This window comes from Kibdelosporangium aridum, from assembly GCF_900176515.1.
Taxonomy (GTDB): Bacteria; Actinomycetota; Actinomycetes; order Mycobacteriales; family Pseudonocardiaceae; genus Kibdelosporangium; species Kibdelosporangium aridum.
In genome coordinates this window covers 284,513-302,399 of record NZ_FWXV01000011.1, presented here as the reverse complement: position 1 = coordinate 302,399, position 17,887 = coordinate 284,513, and the positions used below count along the sequence as shown (strand labels likewise).

The following is a 17,887-nucleotide window of genomic DNA, read 5'->3' as shown; positions in this document are numbered from 1 at the left end:
TGGTTGCACCACCGAGGGTGGACTCGGTGGTTCGGCGGCGATGACCGGATGGGTGCTGACTGAGGCGTGCACTTTGCCGACTGCCGGGCAGGCGGTGCGTATCGCCGAGTTCGACGGGCTGTTCACCACCTCTTTGCTCGACATGAGCCGCGAAGAGTCAGGGTGGCTGCGGTTGCGGCTCGGCGGTGGCGCGGATGTGGAGAGCCGTGCGCGGGACCTGACCGCGCGGGAGGCGGAGTGCTGTGCGTTCTTCGACTTCGCTGTTGGCCGCGATGGCGGCCAGGTGATCGTGGACGTCCGGGTGCCCGCTGACAAGGAACTGGTGCTGGATGGACTGGCTGCGCAGGCCGAGGCCGTCCTGACCGCTCGGGGTGGGCGATGAGGTCGGGAGAGTTGGCCGCGGCGGCCGGGGTGAACGTGCAGACGTTGCGTTACTACGAGCGGCGAGGGTTGCTGCCGGAGCCGCGTCGGTCGTTGGGCGGCTATCGGGATTACGACGAGAACGCGGTGGCACTGCTGCGGATGGTCAAAGCGGCCCAGCGGCTCGGCTTCACACTCGACGAGGTCGCTGAGTTGCTGGACACCGGCCGTCCGCGGCATCCGACACCGGATCTGCAGGCACGCGCACGGGCCAAGCTCGCCGAGGTCGACCAGCGGATGGCGGATCTCGCGAAGATCAGGCAGGGACTCGTCCAAGTCATCGACGCCCGCTGCGACAGCCTGTCGCACTGCACGTGCGAGGACTGTCCGCTGCCCTTCGTCGACCTCGCCACTGTCCAGGAAGGACTCGAATGAGCAGACCCGATGCCGCTTCAGGGCCGCCCAAACGCAGCAAGGTGATCGCAGCTGTAGCGGCAGTCGCCTGTGCAGGGTGTTGCGCAGTGCCTCTATTGGTGCCGCTGGGGCTGCTCGGCGGTGCAGGTGTCGCCGCGGCGACGACCGGCCTGCTCGTCGTGTCCGCGGTGCTGTTCGTGATCGCAGGCCTAGTGTGGTTCCTCCACCACCGGCGGACGCGGCCACACACCTGTTCCGGTGCATGCTCGTGCTGAAGGCTGACTGACCTGGTGCCTTCGCGTCCCTCTGTCTTGGCGGCTACGTTCGGTTTTCGGGCGGCGTGAGTCCGCACTGGCCGGATCGGCAGTCCTGCAAGGTTTTCATCGCGTTGCGCCGGGCGTGGCGCAGTTCGGCGATCTTGGCGTCGAGCCGGTCGACCACGGCCTCCAGCCGCCAGCGTTCGGTCTCACAGGTGCCGTGGGAGTGCAGCGCGTCGACGATCTCGTCCAGCGTGAATCCCAAGTCCTGCAACGCCTTGGCCATGCGAATCCGGTCGACCGCGTCCGGTGCGAACATTCGATACCCCGATGGGCGGCGTTGTGCCGCGGGCAGCACGCCGCGGCGTTCGTAGAAACGCACGGTGTCGACGCTGACACCGGCCTGCTCGGCGACCTGTCCGATTTTCATGCCCGATTTCCCTTGACTCTGGAGTTAGGTCCAGACTCTAAGGTCTGCGGTATGGATATTCCAGCTGCTTCCACACCGATCGTGTGTGACATGACCACCGCGCCTGACACCGAGGACGAGCGTCTCGCCGAATACAAGCGGCTGTTCGGCGAGGCGCTTGCGGGCAGGGAAAGGACCGGGACGGGCATCCGCTTTCTGTTCCACGCCAACCCTGGCGTCGAGGCCTGGGTGCGGGACCTCGCGGCACGGGAGAAGGCCTGCTGTGCGTTCTTCGCCTACGAGATTTCCCTTTTAGGCCAACAGGTCGCCTGGGACATGGCTGTTGGTGACAACGACATGGCTCGGGCCGTTCTTGACGAGTTCTACGAACTGCCGGTCACGCTCGCGAGCGGCTTCGACGAGGTGCGGGACCGGTTCACCGGCCACGGCATCGAGATCATCTCCAAGGACTCCGTGCACCACGCCCGGCCTTCGGCGCCTTGACGCACGCCAAGGCCGAGCAGGCAATCCGTCGGCCGACTGGGGGTGTCGACCCGGGTCTGCCTGCTCGGCCGGGCGTTCGTGACTTCATCGACCGGGCTGTCCGCCGCAGATCACCTTGTTGACGAGCGTCCGGTCGGCCTTGTCGTACGCCTGTCCCAGGTCGGCCGCGGAGTCACCGTAGGTCAGCGACAGCTCGAAGGCCCTGCTGCCGTCCGGGGTGCTTGCCATGATCGTCCCGTAGCCGTGGAAGCCGCCCATGCCTTTGAGGACGATGCCACCGCAGTCCGGTCCCGCGTCCTGCACCCACAACCCGAGGCCGTAGCCGCCCTTGGGGTGCGGCTTACGCATCTCGGCCAACAGCGGGCTCGGGAGGAGCTTCCCGCCCAGCAGCGCGGAGAAGAACGTGTGGAGGTCCTTGGTGGTCGAGATCAGCTCACCGGCGCTGCCCGCCCAGGACGGGTTCTGGCGGGTGATGTCGACCGTCTTCCACTGCCCAGCGTCCTGGTAGCGGTAGTAGCCGTGGGCGTGCGGCCCGGGGATCCCCGGCTGCGTGCCCGGCACCACGGTGTCCCGCAGCCCGAGCGGCCGCAGGATCCGGCGCTGGAGCTCGTCGCCGTAGGGGCGGCCGCTGATCTTCTCGATCAGCAGTCCGGCCAGTATGTAGTTGATGTTGGTGTAGGTCCAGTCCGTTCCCGGCGCGAACAGCGCCGGCTTGGACAAGCCGAACCGCACCAACTCCTCCGCCCGGTAGGTGTGGAACCGGTTGTCCACGAACTCCTGGCCCACCAAGGGAATCCCCGGCACGATCGTCCCGTCGGGCAGCATCGCGCCGGTGTAGTCGAACAACCCGCTGGTGTGCTGCAACAGCATCCGCACCGTGATCCGCCGGTCCAAGCCGAACTCGGGCAGGTAGCCGGCCACCGGTGCGTCCAGGCCGACACTGCCCTCCGCGACCAGTTGCAGCACCACGGTCGCGACGAAGGTCTTGGTGTTGCTGCCGATCCGGAACCGCCCGTTCGTCGGCGGCTTCGCGGTCTCGCCCAGCTTGCGCACGCCGGCGCTGCCGACCCAGTGGCCGCGCTGGTCGTGCACCCTTAGCTGCGCTCCGGCGAAACCGGAGTCGACGATCGCCTGGACCGTCGCCTGCAGGTCCGGGCGATCCTGCCCGGCCTCGGCCACCCCGGACAACGCCGCCCCGGCCAGCAGTGCGGCCGCCACCGCCGTGACCCCCGCTCGCCGGACGAGCCGCTGCATCCGGCCCTTGTTGTCGTTGGCATCGCTGGTCATTCGCGGCTCCGGGGCCGCAATCGATGAGCTGTTCATGGCAGCAACGATCGCCAACCGTCCTGACACAGGACGGTCACCGCGCTGTCAGCTCCCCTGACACGGCGTCCCAACAACCAATACAGTGCGCATCTTCTGGCACCGGACACATCGCGGTCCAGGACTGGCGGGCTATCCGGAAGTACGGGCTGGCACAAGCCGCGTGACTGTCCCGGTGGTGGTGAGGTCGTAGCCGCCGAGTTCGGTGATGGCGTTGTGGAGGGTGGGACTTTTGAGGGCAGTCAGTAGTGGTTGCGCGGCGCCAAGGGCGGATCCGGGCAGGGCGATGTCGTAGGACTCCCATGTCAGTGGGACGAAGTCGAGACCGAGTTCGCTGGTGTGGGCGCGGATGCCGAGGCCGGTGTCGGCGATGCCTGCCGCGATGGCGAGTGCGATCTCGAGGTGGGAGTGCAGTTCGGGCCCGGCGATGGTGTCCGGCTGGATGTTGTCGGCGATGAGCAGTTGATCCAACAGGACACGGGTGCCTGCGCCTTGTTCACGGCGGGCGACCAACAAGCTGGCGAGGTCTGCCGCGCTACGGAGATTCCGTGGATTTCCCCGTGGGACAAGCAAACCTTGTTCACGTCGCCACAGGTGGAGCATGTGCGGGTCGTTCTCGCGCAGCAGCGCGCGTGCGAAGGGAGCGTTGTAGTCACCGTCGCGGTGTCGCAAGTGGATCGCGGCGCCGTCGGCGGCACTACGGGCAAGGGCTCGTAATGCTTGGAAGCTGCCACGCGTGCCGACTGGTGTCACCGAGGGCGTGGTGTGGTCGAGCAGGAGCTGGAGCGCTGGGTCGTCGCTTCCGGCGAGGCGGAAGACGCGGTCTGCTTCGAGGAGACGCGCCGCGGCGATGACGCCATCGGTGGCTACGCGGGCTCGGCGGCGGTCAGCCACGATGACGACGCCAGCGCGGGCGAGGTGGCGGTAGGCGCGCACGATCGTGGATGACGTTGCCCCGAGCTCCGCCGCGTACGCCCGGACCGCGGGTAACGAGGCGCCTGGCGGCAGGTCACCGGACCGAACACGCTGGGCGAGCTGTGACGCGATCTCGATGTAGCGGGCCATTCGGCGTGCTCTGCTTCGTTGAGTAGGAACACAGATTGGTTCGGGATCTCATTGTATCCCGCCACGAGCTGCGGAAACAGTCTGCCGATTCTGTTTCGCCTGCTGTTGCCTGTGGGGCGTGGGCGAGTGGGTGACGGTGTCGGAACGGCCGTGGTTGACGCGTGGAGTCAGTGGGATCGGCGCCGCCAGCTTTCTGGCCGATGTGGGTCATGAGGTGCCGACGTCGCTCATGGCCAGCTTCGTCACCTCGACGTTGGGTGCCCCCGCTGCGGCGCTCGGAGTGATCGAAGGTGTTTCGGAAGGGCTTGCGGGAGCAGGGCGGTTCGTTGGCGGAGCGTTGGCCGACGACCCAAAGCGGAGGCGATCGGTTGCTGTGGGCGGATATTCCGCCACGGCGGTTTTCTCGGCGTTGATCGGCACCGCGAGCTCGGCTGTGCAGGCGGGTGTTCTGCGCGGGGCGGCGTGGGCAGCTCGTGGTCTGCGGGTACCGGCCCGCAACGCGTTGTTGGCGGACTTAGTGCCCAAGCACGCTTACGGTCGTGCTTACGGCTTTGAGCGCACCATGGACAACCTCGGCGCGATTGCCGGGCCGCTGCTCGCGCTTGGTCTCGTGTCGCTGGTCGGGGTACGAACAGCGATCCTGCTCTCGGTCATTCCCGGATTGCTTGCCGCGGCAGCGATCGTCTACGCGATCCGGCGAACGAAAGCGCCCAAGGTGGCGCAGCGACGGGAGCTGCGTTTCCGCGTCCGGCCGGTACTGCGGGGACAGCTCGGACGCGTGATGGCCGGGTTCACCGCGTTCGAAGTGGGCAACGTCGCGGCCACGTTGCTGATCCTGAGGGCGACCGACTTGCTCGCTCCCGGCCACGGTGTCGACACGGCAACCCAGATCGCGATCGGGCTGTACGTCGTCTACAACATGGCGGCCACCGTTGTGTCGTTTCCCGCTGGCCGATGGTCTGATCGGTTCGGGCCGCTTGTGGTCACGATGCTGGGTGTGGCGGCGTTTTTGCTTGCTTATTCGGTGTTCGCGGTCTCCGGGCCGGTGATCCTGTTGCTGGGAGCGGCGTTCGCGTTGGCCGGATTGGGTATCGGGTGCGCGGAGACAGCCGAACACGCGGCTGTGGCCACGTTGGCACCCGAGGAACTTCGAGGTTCGGCTTTCGGTCTCCTTGCGACGCTGCAGGCTGCTGGCAATGTCGCGGCCAGTGCGGTCGCGGGTCTGCTGTACACGTTCGTGGCGCCGAGCGTCGCATTCGGTTATCTGGCGTTGTGGATGGGGATCGCGTTGGTTCTGCTGACGCGGGCAGGTTCACGAAAAGGTGGATGATCCTTCGGCCGCCTGCGGCCGAGCGACGGCAGTCAGACTTCATCAGCTCGGCCGATGGGGTCAGCCCGAGCGTCGACCTGACCTGACTCAGGCCGGCGGACTGGCGACCGCCGACCGGAGCCTTTTGCGTGAACGGTCAGCGTCGCGGCACGGCGAGGGCGGCAGGTGGGGTGTTTCCGGCAGTGGAGCCGACGTGGAACTGGGGCGTGACGATGTAGACGAACTCCGACACGCCGTCGGCGACCAGTTCCTCGGTCCGGATCCCCTCGCCGATGCGCACGCCGTGCTGGGTGAGCAGCACCTGGTGCACCGGGAAGACGTTCTGGCCGGTGACGGCCGGATCGGTCACCTCGAGTCCCCAGGTGTCGCTGCCGACCATGGCGACGCGGCGAGACGCGAAGTACCGGGCCTCACGCAGATAGATGCCCGGCTCGTTGGTGATGTACCGGCGGTTGTTCGGGTTTTCCGGGTTGTCGAACCCCGCTCGGTCAAGCAGGTGCGTCCACCCGGTGCGCAACAGCGCGACGTCGCCGGGCCCAGGCTCACGGCGCACGCCCTGCCTGCGGAGCGCAGCGCCCAGGTCGGCCAGGGTGATCCGATAGTTGTCGCGCAGCACCCATTCACCGTTCACGGGTGAACGGAACAGGTCGGTACGAGCTCCCTGCGCCAGCTTCAGCCCGACGATGTCGTAGACGATCCCGCGGGTCACGATCGGGCCGGTGTGTTCGTTGCCGAGTTTGGCCAGTCCACGCGGAGTGGCGATGTCCGGCCCGCGGAAGCCGTTGTAGTAGATCTCGCCGACACCGATATGCCCGAGGTTGTCGAGCTGGGTGGCGATCTGGTACGTGCCGCTGTGCGGAAACCGCTCCTCGTGGAAGGAGATGATGTTGGCGCCCAACGGGGTGGGCGATTGCAGGATGCCCGACTCCGGATGCGTCCGCGGGTCGTAGCTCGCGGACGGGATGAAGTCGCCCTGCGGCTGGTAGCCGGTGACGAGCAGCCGCTGACGCAGCACCCTGGGCGGGACACCGGCGAACGCCGGGAAGTTGTCCTGCAGCAGTTCGCCCAGGTTGTACGTCTTCACCGGGCCGCGCCCGTCAAGCAGCCGCAAAGCTTGGCCGGTCCGTTCGGGCGTCACCTCGTTCCACGTGCCCCGTTGGTCATCGCGGCCGTAGCGGCGGGCGGTGCGCTCGGCCCATCCCGCTACCTCGTCCAGCGAGAACATGCGGTCGCTGAACTCCTCTTCGGCGGCCGCGGTGGACGTGTCCATGCCCACCGAGACAGCGGCCGTGACTGCCGCCGCCTTTGCTGTCAAACCAAGAACATCGCGCCGGCTATGTAGATGCGTGCGCAGTATGTCGGGTCGCATGACTCGCCAGCGTACTGAGAGTCACCGCTGCACAACATCGCTGCGGTCAACGCGGCCAGCTGTTGTCAAGATCGGATTTCGTTGAACTCCACCAAGGTCGCAGTCCGCGAACTGCGACCTTGGTGGGGTTGATCAGGCGGTGACCAGCGAAAGGCCGTAGACGCCAAGGATCTCGTTCACCGGCTGGAACCAGGTCTCACCGCCGGTGGAGCAGTTGCCCCACCCGCCGGACGTGACGCCTTGGGCCTGCTCACCGGTGATGAACGAGCCGCCGGAATCGCCGGGCTGGGCGCACACACTGGTCTTGGTCATCTGGTGTACCGCGCCCTGCTGGTAGTTGACGGTCTCGTTCTTCGCGAGGACCGTGCCGCAATGCCAGCGCGTCGTCGAGCCGGATCGGCAGATCGACGAGCCGACCGGCGCCTCGGCCGAGCCTCGCACCAACCGGTCGGGGACGGCGCCCCACCCGAGCACGACCGGCGCGGTCCACCAGCCGCCGCCGATGCGGATGAACGCGTAGTCGTTGCCCGGGAACGACGAGCCCGCGAAGGTGCCCATCCATGACCCGTCCCAGCCCACCACGGAGCTGTTCACGCCGCCGCAATGGCCCGCGCTGACGAACCCGCCATGTACCGAGAATCCGATCGAGCAGCGCGTGTTGCCGTTGATGTAGTACGGGTCGCCGCCGACCGTCCCGGCCGCGAATGTCTTCGGCGTCGTGGTGATCTCTTCGACGATCACGGGCCCGAACTGGCGGGCCGCAGCGAGGAAGTCCCCGGTGTCGCCGCCTTTCCGGACAGTGACGACCAGCCCGCCACGCCGCGGGTCGACGCGCCATGCGGCGACGTCGACTGGTGCTTTGAGCGTGTCGAGCTTGGCCTTGGCCGCGTCGAGCGCGGCGAGCGACTGTCCGACGTGGACGGTGTCCGCACCGGCGGCCCGGACCGCGTCGTGCACCGCCTTGTCCGACGTGGACAAGCCGACCGTGAGCCGCCCTGTCCTCGCGTCGAACCAAGACCCGCCAAACGCGGTTCCCGCCGCGGCTTTGGCGGCCGGGTCGACGGCCATGGCGGTGGCTTCCTGGCTCAGCCGAGTCTGAACCTGGTCGGCGGTGAGTCCGAGGTCGCGCTGCATGGCGGCGACAAAACTGCCCTCTTGTGGTGTCGGGCTCGCGGCGGCGGACGTGCCGCCACCCAGGAGACCGGTGCCCAGCACAAGGAGCGCGCCCGCGACGGACGCGCACAGCTTCTTGGATCTGTTCATGTGGTGCTCTCGCTTCTCCGCAGGGTCGAGAGAGGATGAGAGCGCTCTCGTAGACACTGTGGTACGCGGGACGGCCCGCCGTCAAGGTCAACGGTTACGGCCCGATGGAGATCGAGTCGAGGGCGCGGTGGATGAGCTCGGGAAGATCGCCTCCCTGGTCGATCCAGTCGTCGAGGGATATGCGCACCGCGGCCATGACGAGTGCTGCGAGTAGGCGTGGTCGTGGATCGCGTGCTTCGACATTGGCGAAGCGTGGAGCAAGCAGTTCGGCGATGGCGTGTTCGTAACGCTGATATGCCTGTGTGGTCCAGGCGTCGAGGGTGGGAGACGAGCGGGTGAGCCGGGCCAGTTCCCGGATCTGGTCGTGGTAGGCGGGGAATTGCCCGGCGAGTTCGCTGAAGGCGGCGACGAGTGCGTCTTTCGCGGGCAGGTGATCGGGCTGGCGGGCGATCGCGTCGCTGACGAGGGTGAGCCATGGCCCGGTGACGCCTTCGGCGACAGCGCTCTCTTTTGTGTCGTAGTAACGGAAAAAGGTCGCGCGTGCGACTTCGGCGTCCGCGGCGATCTGGTCCACCGTGGTGTTGGCGATTCCCTGCGCGCCGACGAGCCGGGCCGCCGAGGCGGCGATCCGGGCGTAGGTGGCCCGCCTCTTGCGAACTGCGAGGCTCTCCGGTTCACTGTGAGACACAGTCTCATTCTGGACTACGTCTCATCGAGTGGCAAAGGGGCTCTCATGGGAGTGAACCAGCGCGCGCAGATCGTGATGTCCGCCGAAGAGATCACCCAGTTCCTGACCGAACAGCGGGTCGCGACACTCGCCACGATCGCCCCGTCCGGGCAGCCTCATCTCGTCGCGATGTGGTACGCGGTGATCGACGGCGTGGTGTGGTTCGAGACCAAGGCCAAGTCGCAGAAGGCCGTGAACATCCGCCGTGACAACCGGGTCACCGTGATGATCGAGACCGGCCACACCTACGACACGTTGCGCGGGGTCGCGCTGGAAGGCCACGCCACGATCGTCGACGACCCCGACGCGTTGTGGGCGGTCGGCGTGAACGTGTGGGAGCGCTACAACGGGCCCTACACCGAGGAAACCAGGCCGATGGTGGAGTTCATGCTCGCCAAACGGATCGCCGTGCGGGTTGACGTCACGCGAACCCGATCGTGGGACCACCGCAAACTCGGCCTGCCTGCGCTCCCGCTCGGCGGTACGACCGCCGCCTACTTGTGAGGCACGGCAATGGAATTCAACCTCGCTGACCTGTTCGAGCACATCGTCGACGCCGTCCCCGGCCGGGAGGCCGTGTACGCCGAGGGGCGGACACTGACCTACCAAGAGCTGGATCGGCGAGCCAACTGCCTTGCGCACCACTTCACCGCGGCCGGTATCGGCGCGGGGGATCATGTCGGCTGTCACATGATGAACGGCCCCGAGTACCTCGAAACTATCGTGGCGCTGCTGAAGATCCGGGCGGTGCCGATCAACGTGAACTTCCGGTACGTCCGTGACGAGTTGCGTTACCTGTACGACAACGCTGATCTCGTGGGATTGGTGTACGACACCGAGTTCACTGACCGCGTGGCCGCTGTCCTGCCGCAGGTTCCCCGCCTTCGGCACCTGCTGGCTGTGGGCGAAGGTGAGATCGTGCCCGGCACGCAACGGTACGAGGACGCGCTGTGTGCCCATCCGGGCGACCGCTCAGGATTTCCCAAGCGGTCTGCCGACGACCTCATGATCATCTACACCGGTGGCACCACCGGCATTCCCAAGGGCGTCATGTGGCGACACGAGGACCTGCTGTTCGGCGCCATGAGCGGCGGCGTCGCACCTCTCAGCACGCCCGAGGAAGTCGGCCCACGCGCGGCCGCCGCCGCCCCGCACGTGATGTTCGCGGCGCCACCCTTGATGCACGGCACCGCCGTCCTCGCCACGTTCATCACGTTCCTGGGCGGCGGCAAGGTGTGCCTTGTCCGCAAGTACACCGGCGACGGTGCGATCCGCGTGATCCAGGAACAGAGCTGCCAGACCATGATGATCGTCGGCGACGCGATGGCCACGCCGCTAGTCGAAGCACTCGACGCCGAACCGCAGTCCTTGCCATCACTGCACGTCATCGCCAGCGCGGGAGCCCTGCTCACCCAACCCGTCCGCGACCGTCTCCAAGCCCATCTGCCAGAGTTGTACATAGTGGACAGCTTCGGATCCACGGAGACCGGCCACAGTGGAGCAGGAGTGGACCATGACCGGCGGTTCACCGTCAACGACACCACCACCGTCCTCGACGAAGCTCTGCGACCGGTCATCCCAGGCAGCGGTGCCGTGGGTCAGGTAGCCCGCCGCGGCCACATCGCCCTCGGCTACTACCGCGACCCTGACAAGACAGCCCGCACATTCGTCGAAGTCGACGGCGTCCGCTGGGCGTTGTCCGGTGATCAGGCCACAGTGGACGCCGACGGCTCTGTCCGTTTCCTCGGCCGCGGCACCATCTGCATCAACTCCGGCGGCGAGAAGATCTACCCCGAAGAAGTCGAAGCCGCCCTCAAAACCCACCCCGCGATCACCGACGCCGTGGTGGCCGGGATCCCAGACCCCCGCTGGGGCCAGAAAGTCGCCGCGGTACTCCAACTCCACCCCGGCACGCCCGTCCCGACCCGGCAAGACCTTGAAAACCACCTCGCGCCGCTCATCGCCCGTTACAAACTTCCGCGCCTGACTCACGTCGTGGGCCGTATTCAGCGTTCCCCGTCAGGCAAACCGGATTACAAGTGGGCCACTGAGATCCTCTCCCAGGCCGCGAGCCTGCACGCTTGAGTATTGACGCCCACGTAACGGGTTTGTGGCTAGCCTCGGCGTAAGGGCTCGTGGCAGAAGGGGGTGCGGGTGGCTCGGATCCGGAGCGACTGTCACCGCGACCTCCGATCGAGCTGGATATGTGCACCGTCACCGTCGGGGTGGCCAGTGGAACAGGTGGCTGTAGCGATGTTCACCAAGTGGCGGTTCTGGGTTCTGCTGTTCCTGGCGGCCTGGATGGTCCTGGTCATCGTGCAGATCTCCTTGGGCATGGGCGGCGCGCCGGGTGGCGGCGGAGCCCCCTGACGCGACCGCATCCCCGCCATGGACGTGCCTGTGTGCGGACCGTCGCGTCCTGGTTCGTGAGACTCGCGCAGGTCGCGTGAAAGTGAGGATGTCAAGACCGCTGTCACCGCAGTGTCGAACATGATTATCATGTGCAGATGGTCGAACGTACCCCTGTCACCGTGCTGTCCGGTTTTCTCGGCTCCGGGAAGACCACGCTGCTCAACCATGTGCTGGCCAACCGGGAGGGCCGGCGGGTCGCCGTGATCGTCAACGACATGAGCGAGGTCAACATCGACGCCGCTCTGGTCGCCGGTCAAGGCAGGCTGGACCGCACCAGTGAGCGGCTGGTCGAGCTGACCAACGGCTGTATCTGCTGCACGCTGCGGGAAGACCTGCTCGAGAGTGTCGGTGAGCTGGCTCGTGGCGGCAGGTTCGACACGATCCTGATCGAGTCGACCGGGATCTCCGAGCCGATGCCGGTGGCCGCCACGTTCGACTGGACCTTTGAGGACGGCACGAGCCTGTCCGACCATGCCCAGTTGGACACCATGGTGACTGTCGTGGACGCTGCGGGATTCCTGCGCGAGCTGACCGTAGGGGACCGGCTTGCCGAACGCGACATGGCCGCGGCTGAGGAGGATGAGCGCACGGTCTCGGACTTGCTGGTCGACCAAGTCGAGTTCGCCGATCTGTTGGTGGTCAACAAGACCGACCTCGTCACGGCCGAGCAGCTCGCCATGCTCGAGGCCGTACTGCGCCGGATGAATCCGACCGCACGAATGATCCGTGCCCAGCACGGCGCCGTCGACCTGTCAGAGGTGCTCGACACCGGCCGCTACGACCCGATCACTGCCGCGCAGACTCCCGGATGGGCCGCCGAACTGGCAGGCGGGCATACGCCCGAGACCGAGGAGTACGGCATCCGGTCGGTCACCTACCGCGCGTCCCGGCCGTTCCACCCGGAACGGCTGATGACAGCATTGTCCGATTGGGACGGTGTGCTGCGCAGCAAGGGCTTCTGCCACATCGCCACGCGGCCCGACGTGCTCGCTGTGTGGTCGCAGGCGGGACCCAATCTCACCCTGGAACCCGGGCAGTTGCTGGAAAAGCCCGTGGCACGCCAGGAATTGGTCTTCATCGGCGTCGGCCTCGACCTTGACGAACCGCGTCGCCGCCTGGATCCGGCATTGCTGACCGACGCGGAGTTTGCGACCGGGCCGGAGTATTGGCGCACGCTTGTGGACCCGTTGCCAGTGTGGGACACCGCCGATCTGCACGAGCACACGTCATGACCGGCCCATCAACAGGCGATCCCGCTGCCGCGGAGGCAATGTTCGCGCCTGCCGAGCGGGCACTGGTTGATCCGCTGCCCGTCGGGGACGCTGTGGCCGACATCGGGCCTGGCGCGGGCACGATGACCGTGCGGCTCGCCGAGCGGGTCGGCCCGACCGGTCGCGTCTACGCCGTGGACAACGATGAAACGATGCTCGAACTCGTACGTGACCGGGCCGAACAGGCCGGACTGGCTGATCGGGTTCGCACGCTGAAGCACGACCTTGACGATGGGCCGGTACCGCTGCCCGAGCCTGTGTCGTTGGTCTGGTCCGGAGCCTGTGTGCACCACGCCTTGTCGTGGAGCGTCGCCGTGACGGGGCTTGCTGGGCTGCTTGCCCCGGGAGGTGTGCTCGCGTTGGGCGAAGGCGGCTTGCCGATGCGCTGCCTGCCGTGGGATGTGGGCGTCGGCCGGCCTGGGCTCGAGGTCCGCTTGGACGCCGCGCACAACGAATGGTTCACCGCGTGGTTCCAAGACAGGCAAGGGGTTGTACGTCAACCGCGAGGGTGGCCGGACCTGCTGCGGTCGGCCGGTCTTGAGCAGGTCACCAGTCGCAGTGTGCTGCTGGACCTGCCTGCCCCGCTACAAGGTCCGGCTCGGCGCGTCGCACTCGCCGAACTGGCCGCCAGAGTCGGCCGGGCTCAGCAGTTCCTGGATGCCGATGACCGCGACGCGTGGACCCGGTTACTCGAACCAGATTCCCCTGACTGGCTGGGCCGTCGTACGGACGTCGCTCTGCTCACTGCCCGAACCGTCCACACCGGTAGCGCTACTTGATAATGATTACCATGTGCGTTAGTGTGTGCTAGTCGTGGAACCGGGCCTGGGGAAGTGATTCGTGCGCGGGCGAAGATGTGTGCGGTGGGTCGCCTCGGTGCTGGGGGCCGTACTTCTGCTGGGGTGTTCGACGGCCGGCGGGTCCGGTTCCACGCGGCTGAAGGTCGTGACGACCACGGAGATCCTCGCTGACCTTGCCCGCAATGTCGGCGGTGACCGGGTCGAGGTCTCCTCGATCGTGCCGCCTGGGGGTGATCCGCACTCCTATGAACCCACGCCGAAGGACGCCGCGCGCGTCGCCGAGGCGGACGTGACGTTCACGAATCATCTGCTGCTGGAAGAACAGTCACTGATCAAGACGATCGATGCCAACGCGCGCACCAAGGATCTGAACATCTCGCTGGCCGAGGCGTCGGAGACCTATGGCGCGCATGTGATCCCGTTGGTGGAGAACATCGGGCTCGACGTGCTGTGGCTCGGTTTGCGGGTACGCGGTGAAGGCGCCCAACGTGGTGCCACCAGGACCTCGGACGTCCGGTTGTCGGCCACCAAGCTTGACGGGCCGGGGAACCTGGTGGTGTATCTGACGGAGTCGTTGGGGCAACCCAAGGTCTACTTCAACTCCGCCGACGGGCTTGGCGCGGCGACGGACTCGACGTCGTTACCGCCCGCCGCCCACACGCACGTGAACTGGGCATTCACCAAGCCGGGCACCTACCGGCTGACGCTCAACGCGGCCTTGGACAAGGGTGACGGAAATCCAACTCCGTTGGGAGAGAGCACTTTCACCTTCGCTGTCGGCATCGACCCGCACACCGTGGCGGGCACGACGGTGCTGGACAAGGGACATACGGATCTGACTGTCGATCTGGATTCCGGCAGGCTGTACACGTTCAACGACACCAAGGGCGGTGCGCAGCAGACGGAGATTGCGGCCGAGCAGGCAGTGATCGACGTTCCCAACCGCGCGCTGGTGAGCGTGCCGGATGATCCGCGGTTCGCGTTCCTCGGCCAGCCGGGCAGCCAGATACACCAGTTACCGCAGGCCGTGCTCGGCAAGCACGTGCACGGCGAGATCGACCCGCATTTGTGGCAGGACGTCAAGAACGTCAAGGCATACGCTCAGCTGATCCGCGACGGGCTCAAGCGAGCGGACCCGGACGGCGCGGCCACCTACGATCAGAACACTCGTGACTACAACAGGAAACTCGACGAACTCGACGCGTACGTGGCCGAGCGGATCGGGCGTATCCCGGCCACGAACCGGCAATTGATCACGACTCATGACGCGTTCGGATATCTGGCCGACGCCTACGGCATGACAGTGGCCGGATTCGTGGTTCCGAACCCGGCGCAGGAACCGAGTGTGCAGGACATCCGCAAGCTGACCGAGACGATCCGCAACCTCAGGGTGCCCGCGGTGTTCATGGAACCGAACCTGGTGCAACGCGCGTCGGTGCTCACGCAAGTGGCCAAGGACCAGAACGTGCAGGTGTGCATGCTGTACGGCGACGCGTTCGACGACAAGGCAACGACTTATCTCGACATGATGCGGCACAACGCCGACGAACTGCTGAAGTGCCTGGGAGGCAACCAGTGATCCGGCGTCTCGCCGCGCTGACCTTCGCCGTGCTGGTGCTGGTGGCGCCGTTCGCGGCTGCTGACACACCGAAAGTGATCGCGGACGGTCACATCGACATGGGGCCGCGGTTTGTCGATGGCAAGTGGACTGTGCAGATCCGCGACGACACCGTCAGTCCGACCGTGTGGCGGGATCTGTCCGATGTCGTCGTGCAAGTTCCTGACGCGGCCAAGACACAGATCCCATCCGACGCTGTCTATGGATTCCTTGGTGTGGCAGGCAGTCCGGTGTGGTTGTTGCCGCAGGTGCAGCGGCCGGGCGTGGTGTGGCCGGGCTGGAACACCCAGGACCCCGAGGTGGTCGCGAAGGTCGGCCGGGAAGTCGCGTGGCGGTTGGGCGGTGTGCGTGGGCCGGGCACGTTCGTGTTGTTCCTCAGCGGGAACTTCGGTGCGCCACAGGTGATTTTCGACAGTTCCAAGCCGTATCCCCAGGAGACCGGGATCGAGGCCAACACCCACGTGCACGGCAATTGGGCGTTCTCCGCGCCTGGCACGTACCTGCTGGACATCGAGATGACCGGAACGGCCATCGATGGCAAAGCCCTCGCTGATCGCCGGACGCTGCGGGTGCACGTTGGTGACGATCGGCCGGAGCAGGCGTTCGACGTGTCCACATCGGCTCCTGCCAGCCCGCCGACTCCAGTTGCAGTAAGCGGCGAAGCGCAGCCGTTTCCGTGGGCGTGGGTTGGTGGTGGCGCTGTGGTGGTTCTGGGTGTGGTCGTTGTTGTTGTGGCGCTGAGGAGACGGACACGTGGCTGACAAGGCTGTGTTGAAGATCCGGGACCTGGCGGTGGATCTGGCAGGACGCCAAGTCCTACACGATGTGGAGCTCACCGTGCACTCCGGTGAACTGGTCAGCCTGATCGGGCCGAACGGCGCGGGCAAGACGACACTGCTGCGGGCGGTTCTCGCACTGACACCGATACGACGTGGTGTCATCACGATCGATGGCCGGACCGCGGTCGAAAGCCGTGGCCGGATCGGTTACGTGCCACAGCGCCACGAGTTCGCATGGGACTTCCCGATCTCGGTCGAGAAAGCGGTGATGTCAGGGCGGGTGCACCGGATCGGGTGGATGCGGCGTCCCCGGCAGGCCGATCGGGACGCGGTCGGGCACGCGCTGGAGCGGGTCGACATGACCGCCTTGCGTGCCCGGCCGATCGGGGAGTTGTCCGGCGGTCAGCGGCAGCGGGTCCTGGTGGCGCGGGCGTTGGCGTTGCAGCCTGCGCTGTTGATGCTGGACGAGCCGTTCACCGGTCTGGACGTGCCGACACAGGAATTGCTGACCACGTTGTTCGCGCAGTTGGCCGACGAGGGCAACGCGCTGATGATGACCACCCACGATCTCGCCGCGGCGGCGGGAATGTCGACCCGGTTGTGCCTGCTCAACGAGACAGTCGTGGCCACGGGGCATCCTGATGAGCTGCGTGATCCCGCGATCTGGCTGCGTGCCTTCGGAGTGACACAGTCCGAGGGGTTGTTGCGGACGATGGGAGCGGGCGCGTGATCGAATTTCTGACCGCGCCGTGGGATTTCGCTTTCTGGCAGCGTGCGTTCCTGGTCGCGGCGATGTCCGGTGTGGTGTGCGGTGTGATCGGCAGCCATGTTGTGCTGCGCGGCATGGCCTTCATCGGCGACGCGGTGTCCCACGCGGTTTTCCCCGGCGTCGCAGTCGCTTTTGTGTTCGGCTTCGATCTTGTGGTCGGTGGTGCGGTAGCGGGTGTGATCACCGCGGTCCTCGTCGCGGTCTTGGCACAGAACCGCCGCCTGAAAGAGGATTCCGTGATCGGCATCCTCTTCGCCGCCGCGTTCGGCCTCGGTATCGTGATCCTGTCCACCGCGCCCGGCTACAGCGGTTCGCTCGAGTCCTTCCTGTTCGGATCCATCCTCGGCATCAGCGACCAGGACGTGACCAACGTCGCCGTGATCGGTGCACTTCTCCTGCTGGTTGCTGTGTTGCTGCACAAGCATCTCGTCGCGGCCACATTGGACCGTGAGCTGGCGCGGTCGGTCGGTCTTCCGGTGTTCGCGTTGGACATCGCGCTCTACGTCATGGTGACGCTGGCGATCGTGATTTCCCTGCAGGCCGTGGGCAACATCCTGGTGCTCGCGCTGCTGATCACCCCGGCGGGCACCGCGCGGCTGCTCACCGATCGGCTCGGCGTGATGATGGTGCTCGCGCCGATCATCGGCGGTGTCTCGTGTCTCGTCGGGTTGTACTTGTCGTATGCCTTCGACTTGGCTGCGGGCGGGCTCATTGTGCTTGTGGTGACGGGTGTTTTCGTGCTGGCGTGGTTCTTCGCGCCGAAACACGGTCTCGTGGCGCGGATGCGAGCGCGTCAGGCACAACTGGTCTAGCTCGCCGTACACTCATCGCAGATCCCGACGAGAGTGATCCGGACGGAGTCGTCAACGAATCCGAGGTCCTGCAAGCCGGGTGGTGAGTCGTAGATTTCGACCGCGCGATGGCATTCCCGGCACAGCAGATGGTGGTGTGCCGCCGGTGAACAGTGGCGGTAGCGGTGGTGCCCATCTGGTCCAAGTAGGACATCGACGTGTCCGGCGCCCGCCAATGCGTGCAGCGAGCGGTACACCGTGATCAGTCCGACGTTCTCGCCGCGGGACGAAAGCATGCGGTGGATTTCGATCGCGCTCGTGAACCTGTCCTGCTCGACGAGGATGTCCCAGACTTGCTGGGTTCTGCCGGAGAAGCGCATGTGCAGTCCTTCGGCGTGACTGCAGCCGGCGAAGACCGGCAGCCGC

At 66.3% G+C, this 17,887-nt stretch carries 21 protein-coding genes; 14 read left to right on the top strand and 7 right to left on the bottom strand.

Annotation, left to right across the window (positions count from 1 at the left end; genetic code table 11):
* Positions 1–40 precede the first annotated feature (40 nt).
* The 3 genes from B9C43_RS44080 to B9C43_RS57125 all read left to right on the top strand — a co-directional run bounded on the left by B9C43_RS44080 (position 41) and on the right by B9C43_RS57125 (position 1,049).
* Positions 41–382: a hypothetical protein gene (locus B9C43_RS44080; RefSeq protein ID WP_084433327.1), complete on the top strand. Its 342-nt coding sequence runs from the start codon at positions 41–43 to the stop codon at positions 380–382.
* Positions 379–795 (top strand): MerR family transcriptional regulator, encoded by a 417-nt coding sequence (locus tag B9C43_RS56140; protein ID WP_033383749.1) that lies wholly within the window; start codon positions 379–381, stop codon positions 793–795. Before B9C43_RS44080 ends, B9C43_RS56140 begins: the two co-directional genes overlap by 4 nt.
* A gap of 86 nt (positions 796–881) precedes the next feature.
* Entirely contained in the window at positions 882–1,049 is a 168-nt protein-coding gene (locus B9C43_RS57125) for a hypothetical protein (protein ID WP_160097134.1), read from the top strand.
* 43 nt (positions 1,050–1,092) lie between these two features.
* Here B9C43_RS57125 and B9C43_RS44070 read toward each other — a convergent pair whose 3' ends face one another.
* On the bottom strand, positions 1,093–1,461 hold the full coding sequence (locus B9C43_RS44070) for a MerR family transcriptional regulator (RefSeq protein ID WP_084433326.1): 369 nt from the start codon (positions 1,459–1,461) through the stop codon (positions 1,093–1,095).
* A 90-nt stretch (positions 1,462–1,551) separates the two neighbouring features.
* On the opposite strand from B9C43_RS44070, the gene B9C43_RS44065 reads away from it, so the two are divergent.
* A complete protein-coding gene (locus B9C43_RS44065; protein WP_084433325.1) occupies positions 1,552–1,944 on the top strand; it encodes a hypothetical protein in 393 nt (130 codons plus the stop codon).
* An 84-nt stretch (positions 1,945–2,028) separates the two neighbouring features.
* Here B9C43_RS44065 and B9C43_RS44060 read toward each other — a convergent pair whose 3' ends face one another.
* Both B9C43_RS44060 and B9C43_RS44055 read right to left on the bottom strand, forming a co-directional pair.
* A complete protein-coding gene (locus tag B9C43_RS44060) occupies positions 2,029–3,231 on the bottom strand; it encodes a serine hydrolase domain-containing protein (RefSeq protein WP_084433324.1) in 1,203 nt (400 codons plus the stop codon).
* A 168-nt stretch (positions 3,232–3,399) separates the two neighbouring features.
* Positions 3,400–4,332 (bottom strand): substrate-binding domain-containing protein, encoded by a 933-nt coding sequence (locus B9C43_RS44055; protein WP_084433323.1) that lies wholly within the window; start codon positions 4,330–4,332, stop codon positions 3,400–3,402.
* A 118-nt stretch (positions 4,333–4,450) separates the two neighbouring features.
* On the opposite strand from B9C43_RS44055, the gene B9C43_RS44050 reads away from it, so the two are divergent.
* Complete coding sequence (locus B9C43_RS44050) at positions 4,451–5,662, top strand: MFS transporter (protein WP_235039204.1); 1,212 nt, start codon at positions 4,451–4,453, stop codon at positions 5,660–5,662.
* Positions 5,663–5,798: 136 nt separating this feature from the next.
* Here the strand turns inward: B9C43_RS44050 and B9C43_RS44045 are convergent, their stop codons facing one another.
* From B9C43_RS44045 to B9C43_RS44035, 3 genes are all read right to left on the bottom strand, one after another.
* Positions 5,799–6,977 (bottom strand): cyclase family protein, encoded by a 1,179-nt coding sequence (locus tag B9C43_RS44045; RefSeq protein ID WP_200825970.1) that lies wholly within the window; start codon positions 6,975–6,977, stop codon positions 5,799–5,801.
* A 186-nt stretch (positions 6,978–7,163) separates the two neighbouring features.
* Positions 7,164–8,294 carry a S1 family peptidase gene (locus B9C43_RS44040; protein ID WP_084433321.1) on the bottom strand — a complete coding sequence of 377 codons (1,131 nt, stop codon included), beginning with the start codon at positions 8,292–8,294 and terminating at the stop codon, positions 7,164–7,166.
* 94 nt (positions 8,295–8,388) lie between these two features.
* Positions 8,389–8,982 carry an acyl-CoA-like ligand-binding transcription factor gene (locus B9C43_RS44035; protein ID WP_084433320.1) on the bottom strand — a complete coding sequence of 198 codons (594 nt, stop codon included), beginning with the start codon at positions 8,980–8,982 and terminating at the stop codon, positions 8,389–8,391.
* 45 nt (positions 8,983–9,027) lie between these two features.
* Here B9C43_RS44035 and B9C43_RS44030 point away from each other — a divergent pair, with 45 nt between their 5' ends.
* From B9C43_RS44030 to B9C43_RS43995, 9 genes are all read left to right on the top strand, one after another.
* Positions 9,028–9,525, top strand: a complete 498-nt coding sequence (locus tag B9C43_RS44030) for a pyridoxamine 5'-phosphate oxidase family protein (RefSeq protein ID WP_033383737.1) — start codon at positions 9,028–9,030, stop codon at positions 9,523–9,525.
* 9 nt (positions 9,526–9,534) lie between these two features.
* Positions 9,535–11,106 carry an acyl-CoA synthetase gene (locus B9C43_RS44025; protein ID WP_084433319.1) on the top strand — a complete coding sequence of 524 codons (1,572 nt, stop codon included), beginning with the start codon at positions 9,535–9,537 and terminating at the stop codon, positions 11,104–11,106.
* 147 nt (positions 11,107–11,253) lie between these two features.
* Positions 11,254–11,391, top strand: coding sequence for a hypothetical protein (locus B9C43_RS57120; protein WP_160097132.1), 138 nt, complete (start codon positions 11,254–11,256; stop codon positions 11,389–11,391).
* A gap of 137 nt (positions 11,392–11,528) precedes the next feature.
* Positions 11,529–12,665 carry a GTP-binding protein gene (locus B9C43_RS44020; protein WP_084433490.1) on the top strand — a complete coding sequence of 379 codons (1,137 nt, stop codon included), beginning with the start codon at positions 11,529–11,531 and terminating at the stop codon, positions 12,663–12,665.
* Positions 12,662–13,483 (top strand): class I SAM-dependent methyltransferase, encoded by an 822-nt coding sequence (locus tag B9C43_RS44015; protein WP_084433318.1) that lies wholly within the window; start codon positions 12,662–12,664, stop codon positions 13,481–13,483. The genes B9C43_RS44020 and B9C43_RS44015 overlap by 4 nt, the downstream gene beginning before the upstream one ends.
* A 166-nt stretch (positions 13,484–13,649) precedes the next feature.
* On the top strand, positions 13,650–15,083 hold the full coding sequence (locus tag B9C43_RS44010; RefSeq protein ID WP_235039203.1) for an anchored repeat ABC transporter, substrate-binding protein: 1,434 nt from the start codon (positions 13,650–13,652) through the stop codon (positions 15,081–15,083).
* Positions 15,080–15,883 (top strand): TIGR03773 family transporter-associated surface protein, encoded by an 804-nt coding sequence (locus B9C43_RS44005; RefSeq protein WP_200825969.1) that lies wholly within the window; start codon positions 15,080–15,082, stop codon positions 15,881–15,883. The genes B9C43_RS44010 and B9C43_RS44005 overlap by 4 nt, the downstream gene beginning before the upstream one ends.
* Positions 15,876–16,631, top strand: a complete 756-nt coding sequence (locus B9C43_RS44000; protein ID WP_084433316.1) for an anchored repeat-type ABC transporter ATP-binding subunit — start codon at positions 15,876–15,878, stop codon at positions 16,629–16,631. The genes B9C43_RS44005 and B9C43_RS44000 overlap by 8 nt, the downstream gene beginning before the upstream one ends.
* Positions 16,628–17,482, top strand: coding sequence for an anchored repeat-type ABC transporter permease subunit (locus tag B9C43_RS43995; RefSeq protein WP_084433315.1), 855 nt, complete (start codon positions 16,628–16,630; stop codon positions 17,480–17,482). Before B9C43_RS44000 ends, B9C43_RS43995 begins: the two co-directional genes overlap by 4 nt.
* On the opposite strand, the gene B9C43_RS43990 is transcribed toward B9C43_RS43995, so the two are convergent.
* Positions 17,479–17,841: a Fur family transcriptional regulator gene (locus B9C43_RS43990; protein ID WP_084433488.1), complete on the bottom strand. Its 363-nt coding sequence runs from the start codon at positions 17,839–17,841 to the stop codon at positions 17,479–17,481. The two genes, B9C43_RS43995 and B9C43_RS43990, sit on opposite strands and share 4 nt — an antisense overlap.
* Positions 17,842–17,887: the final 46 nt, after the last annotated feature.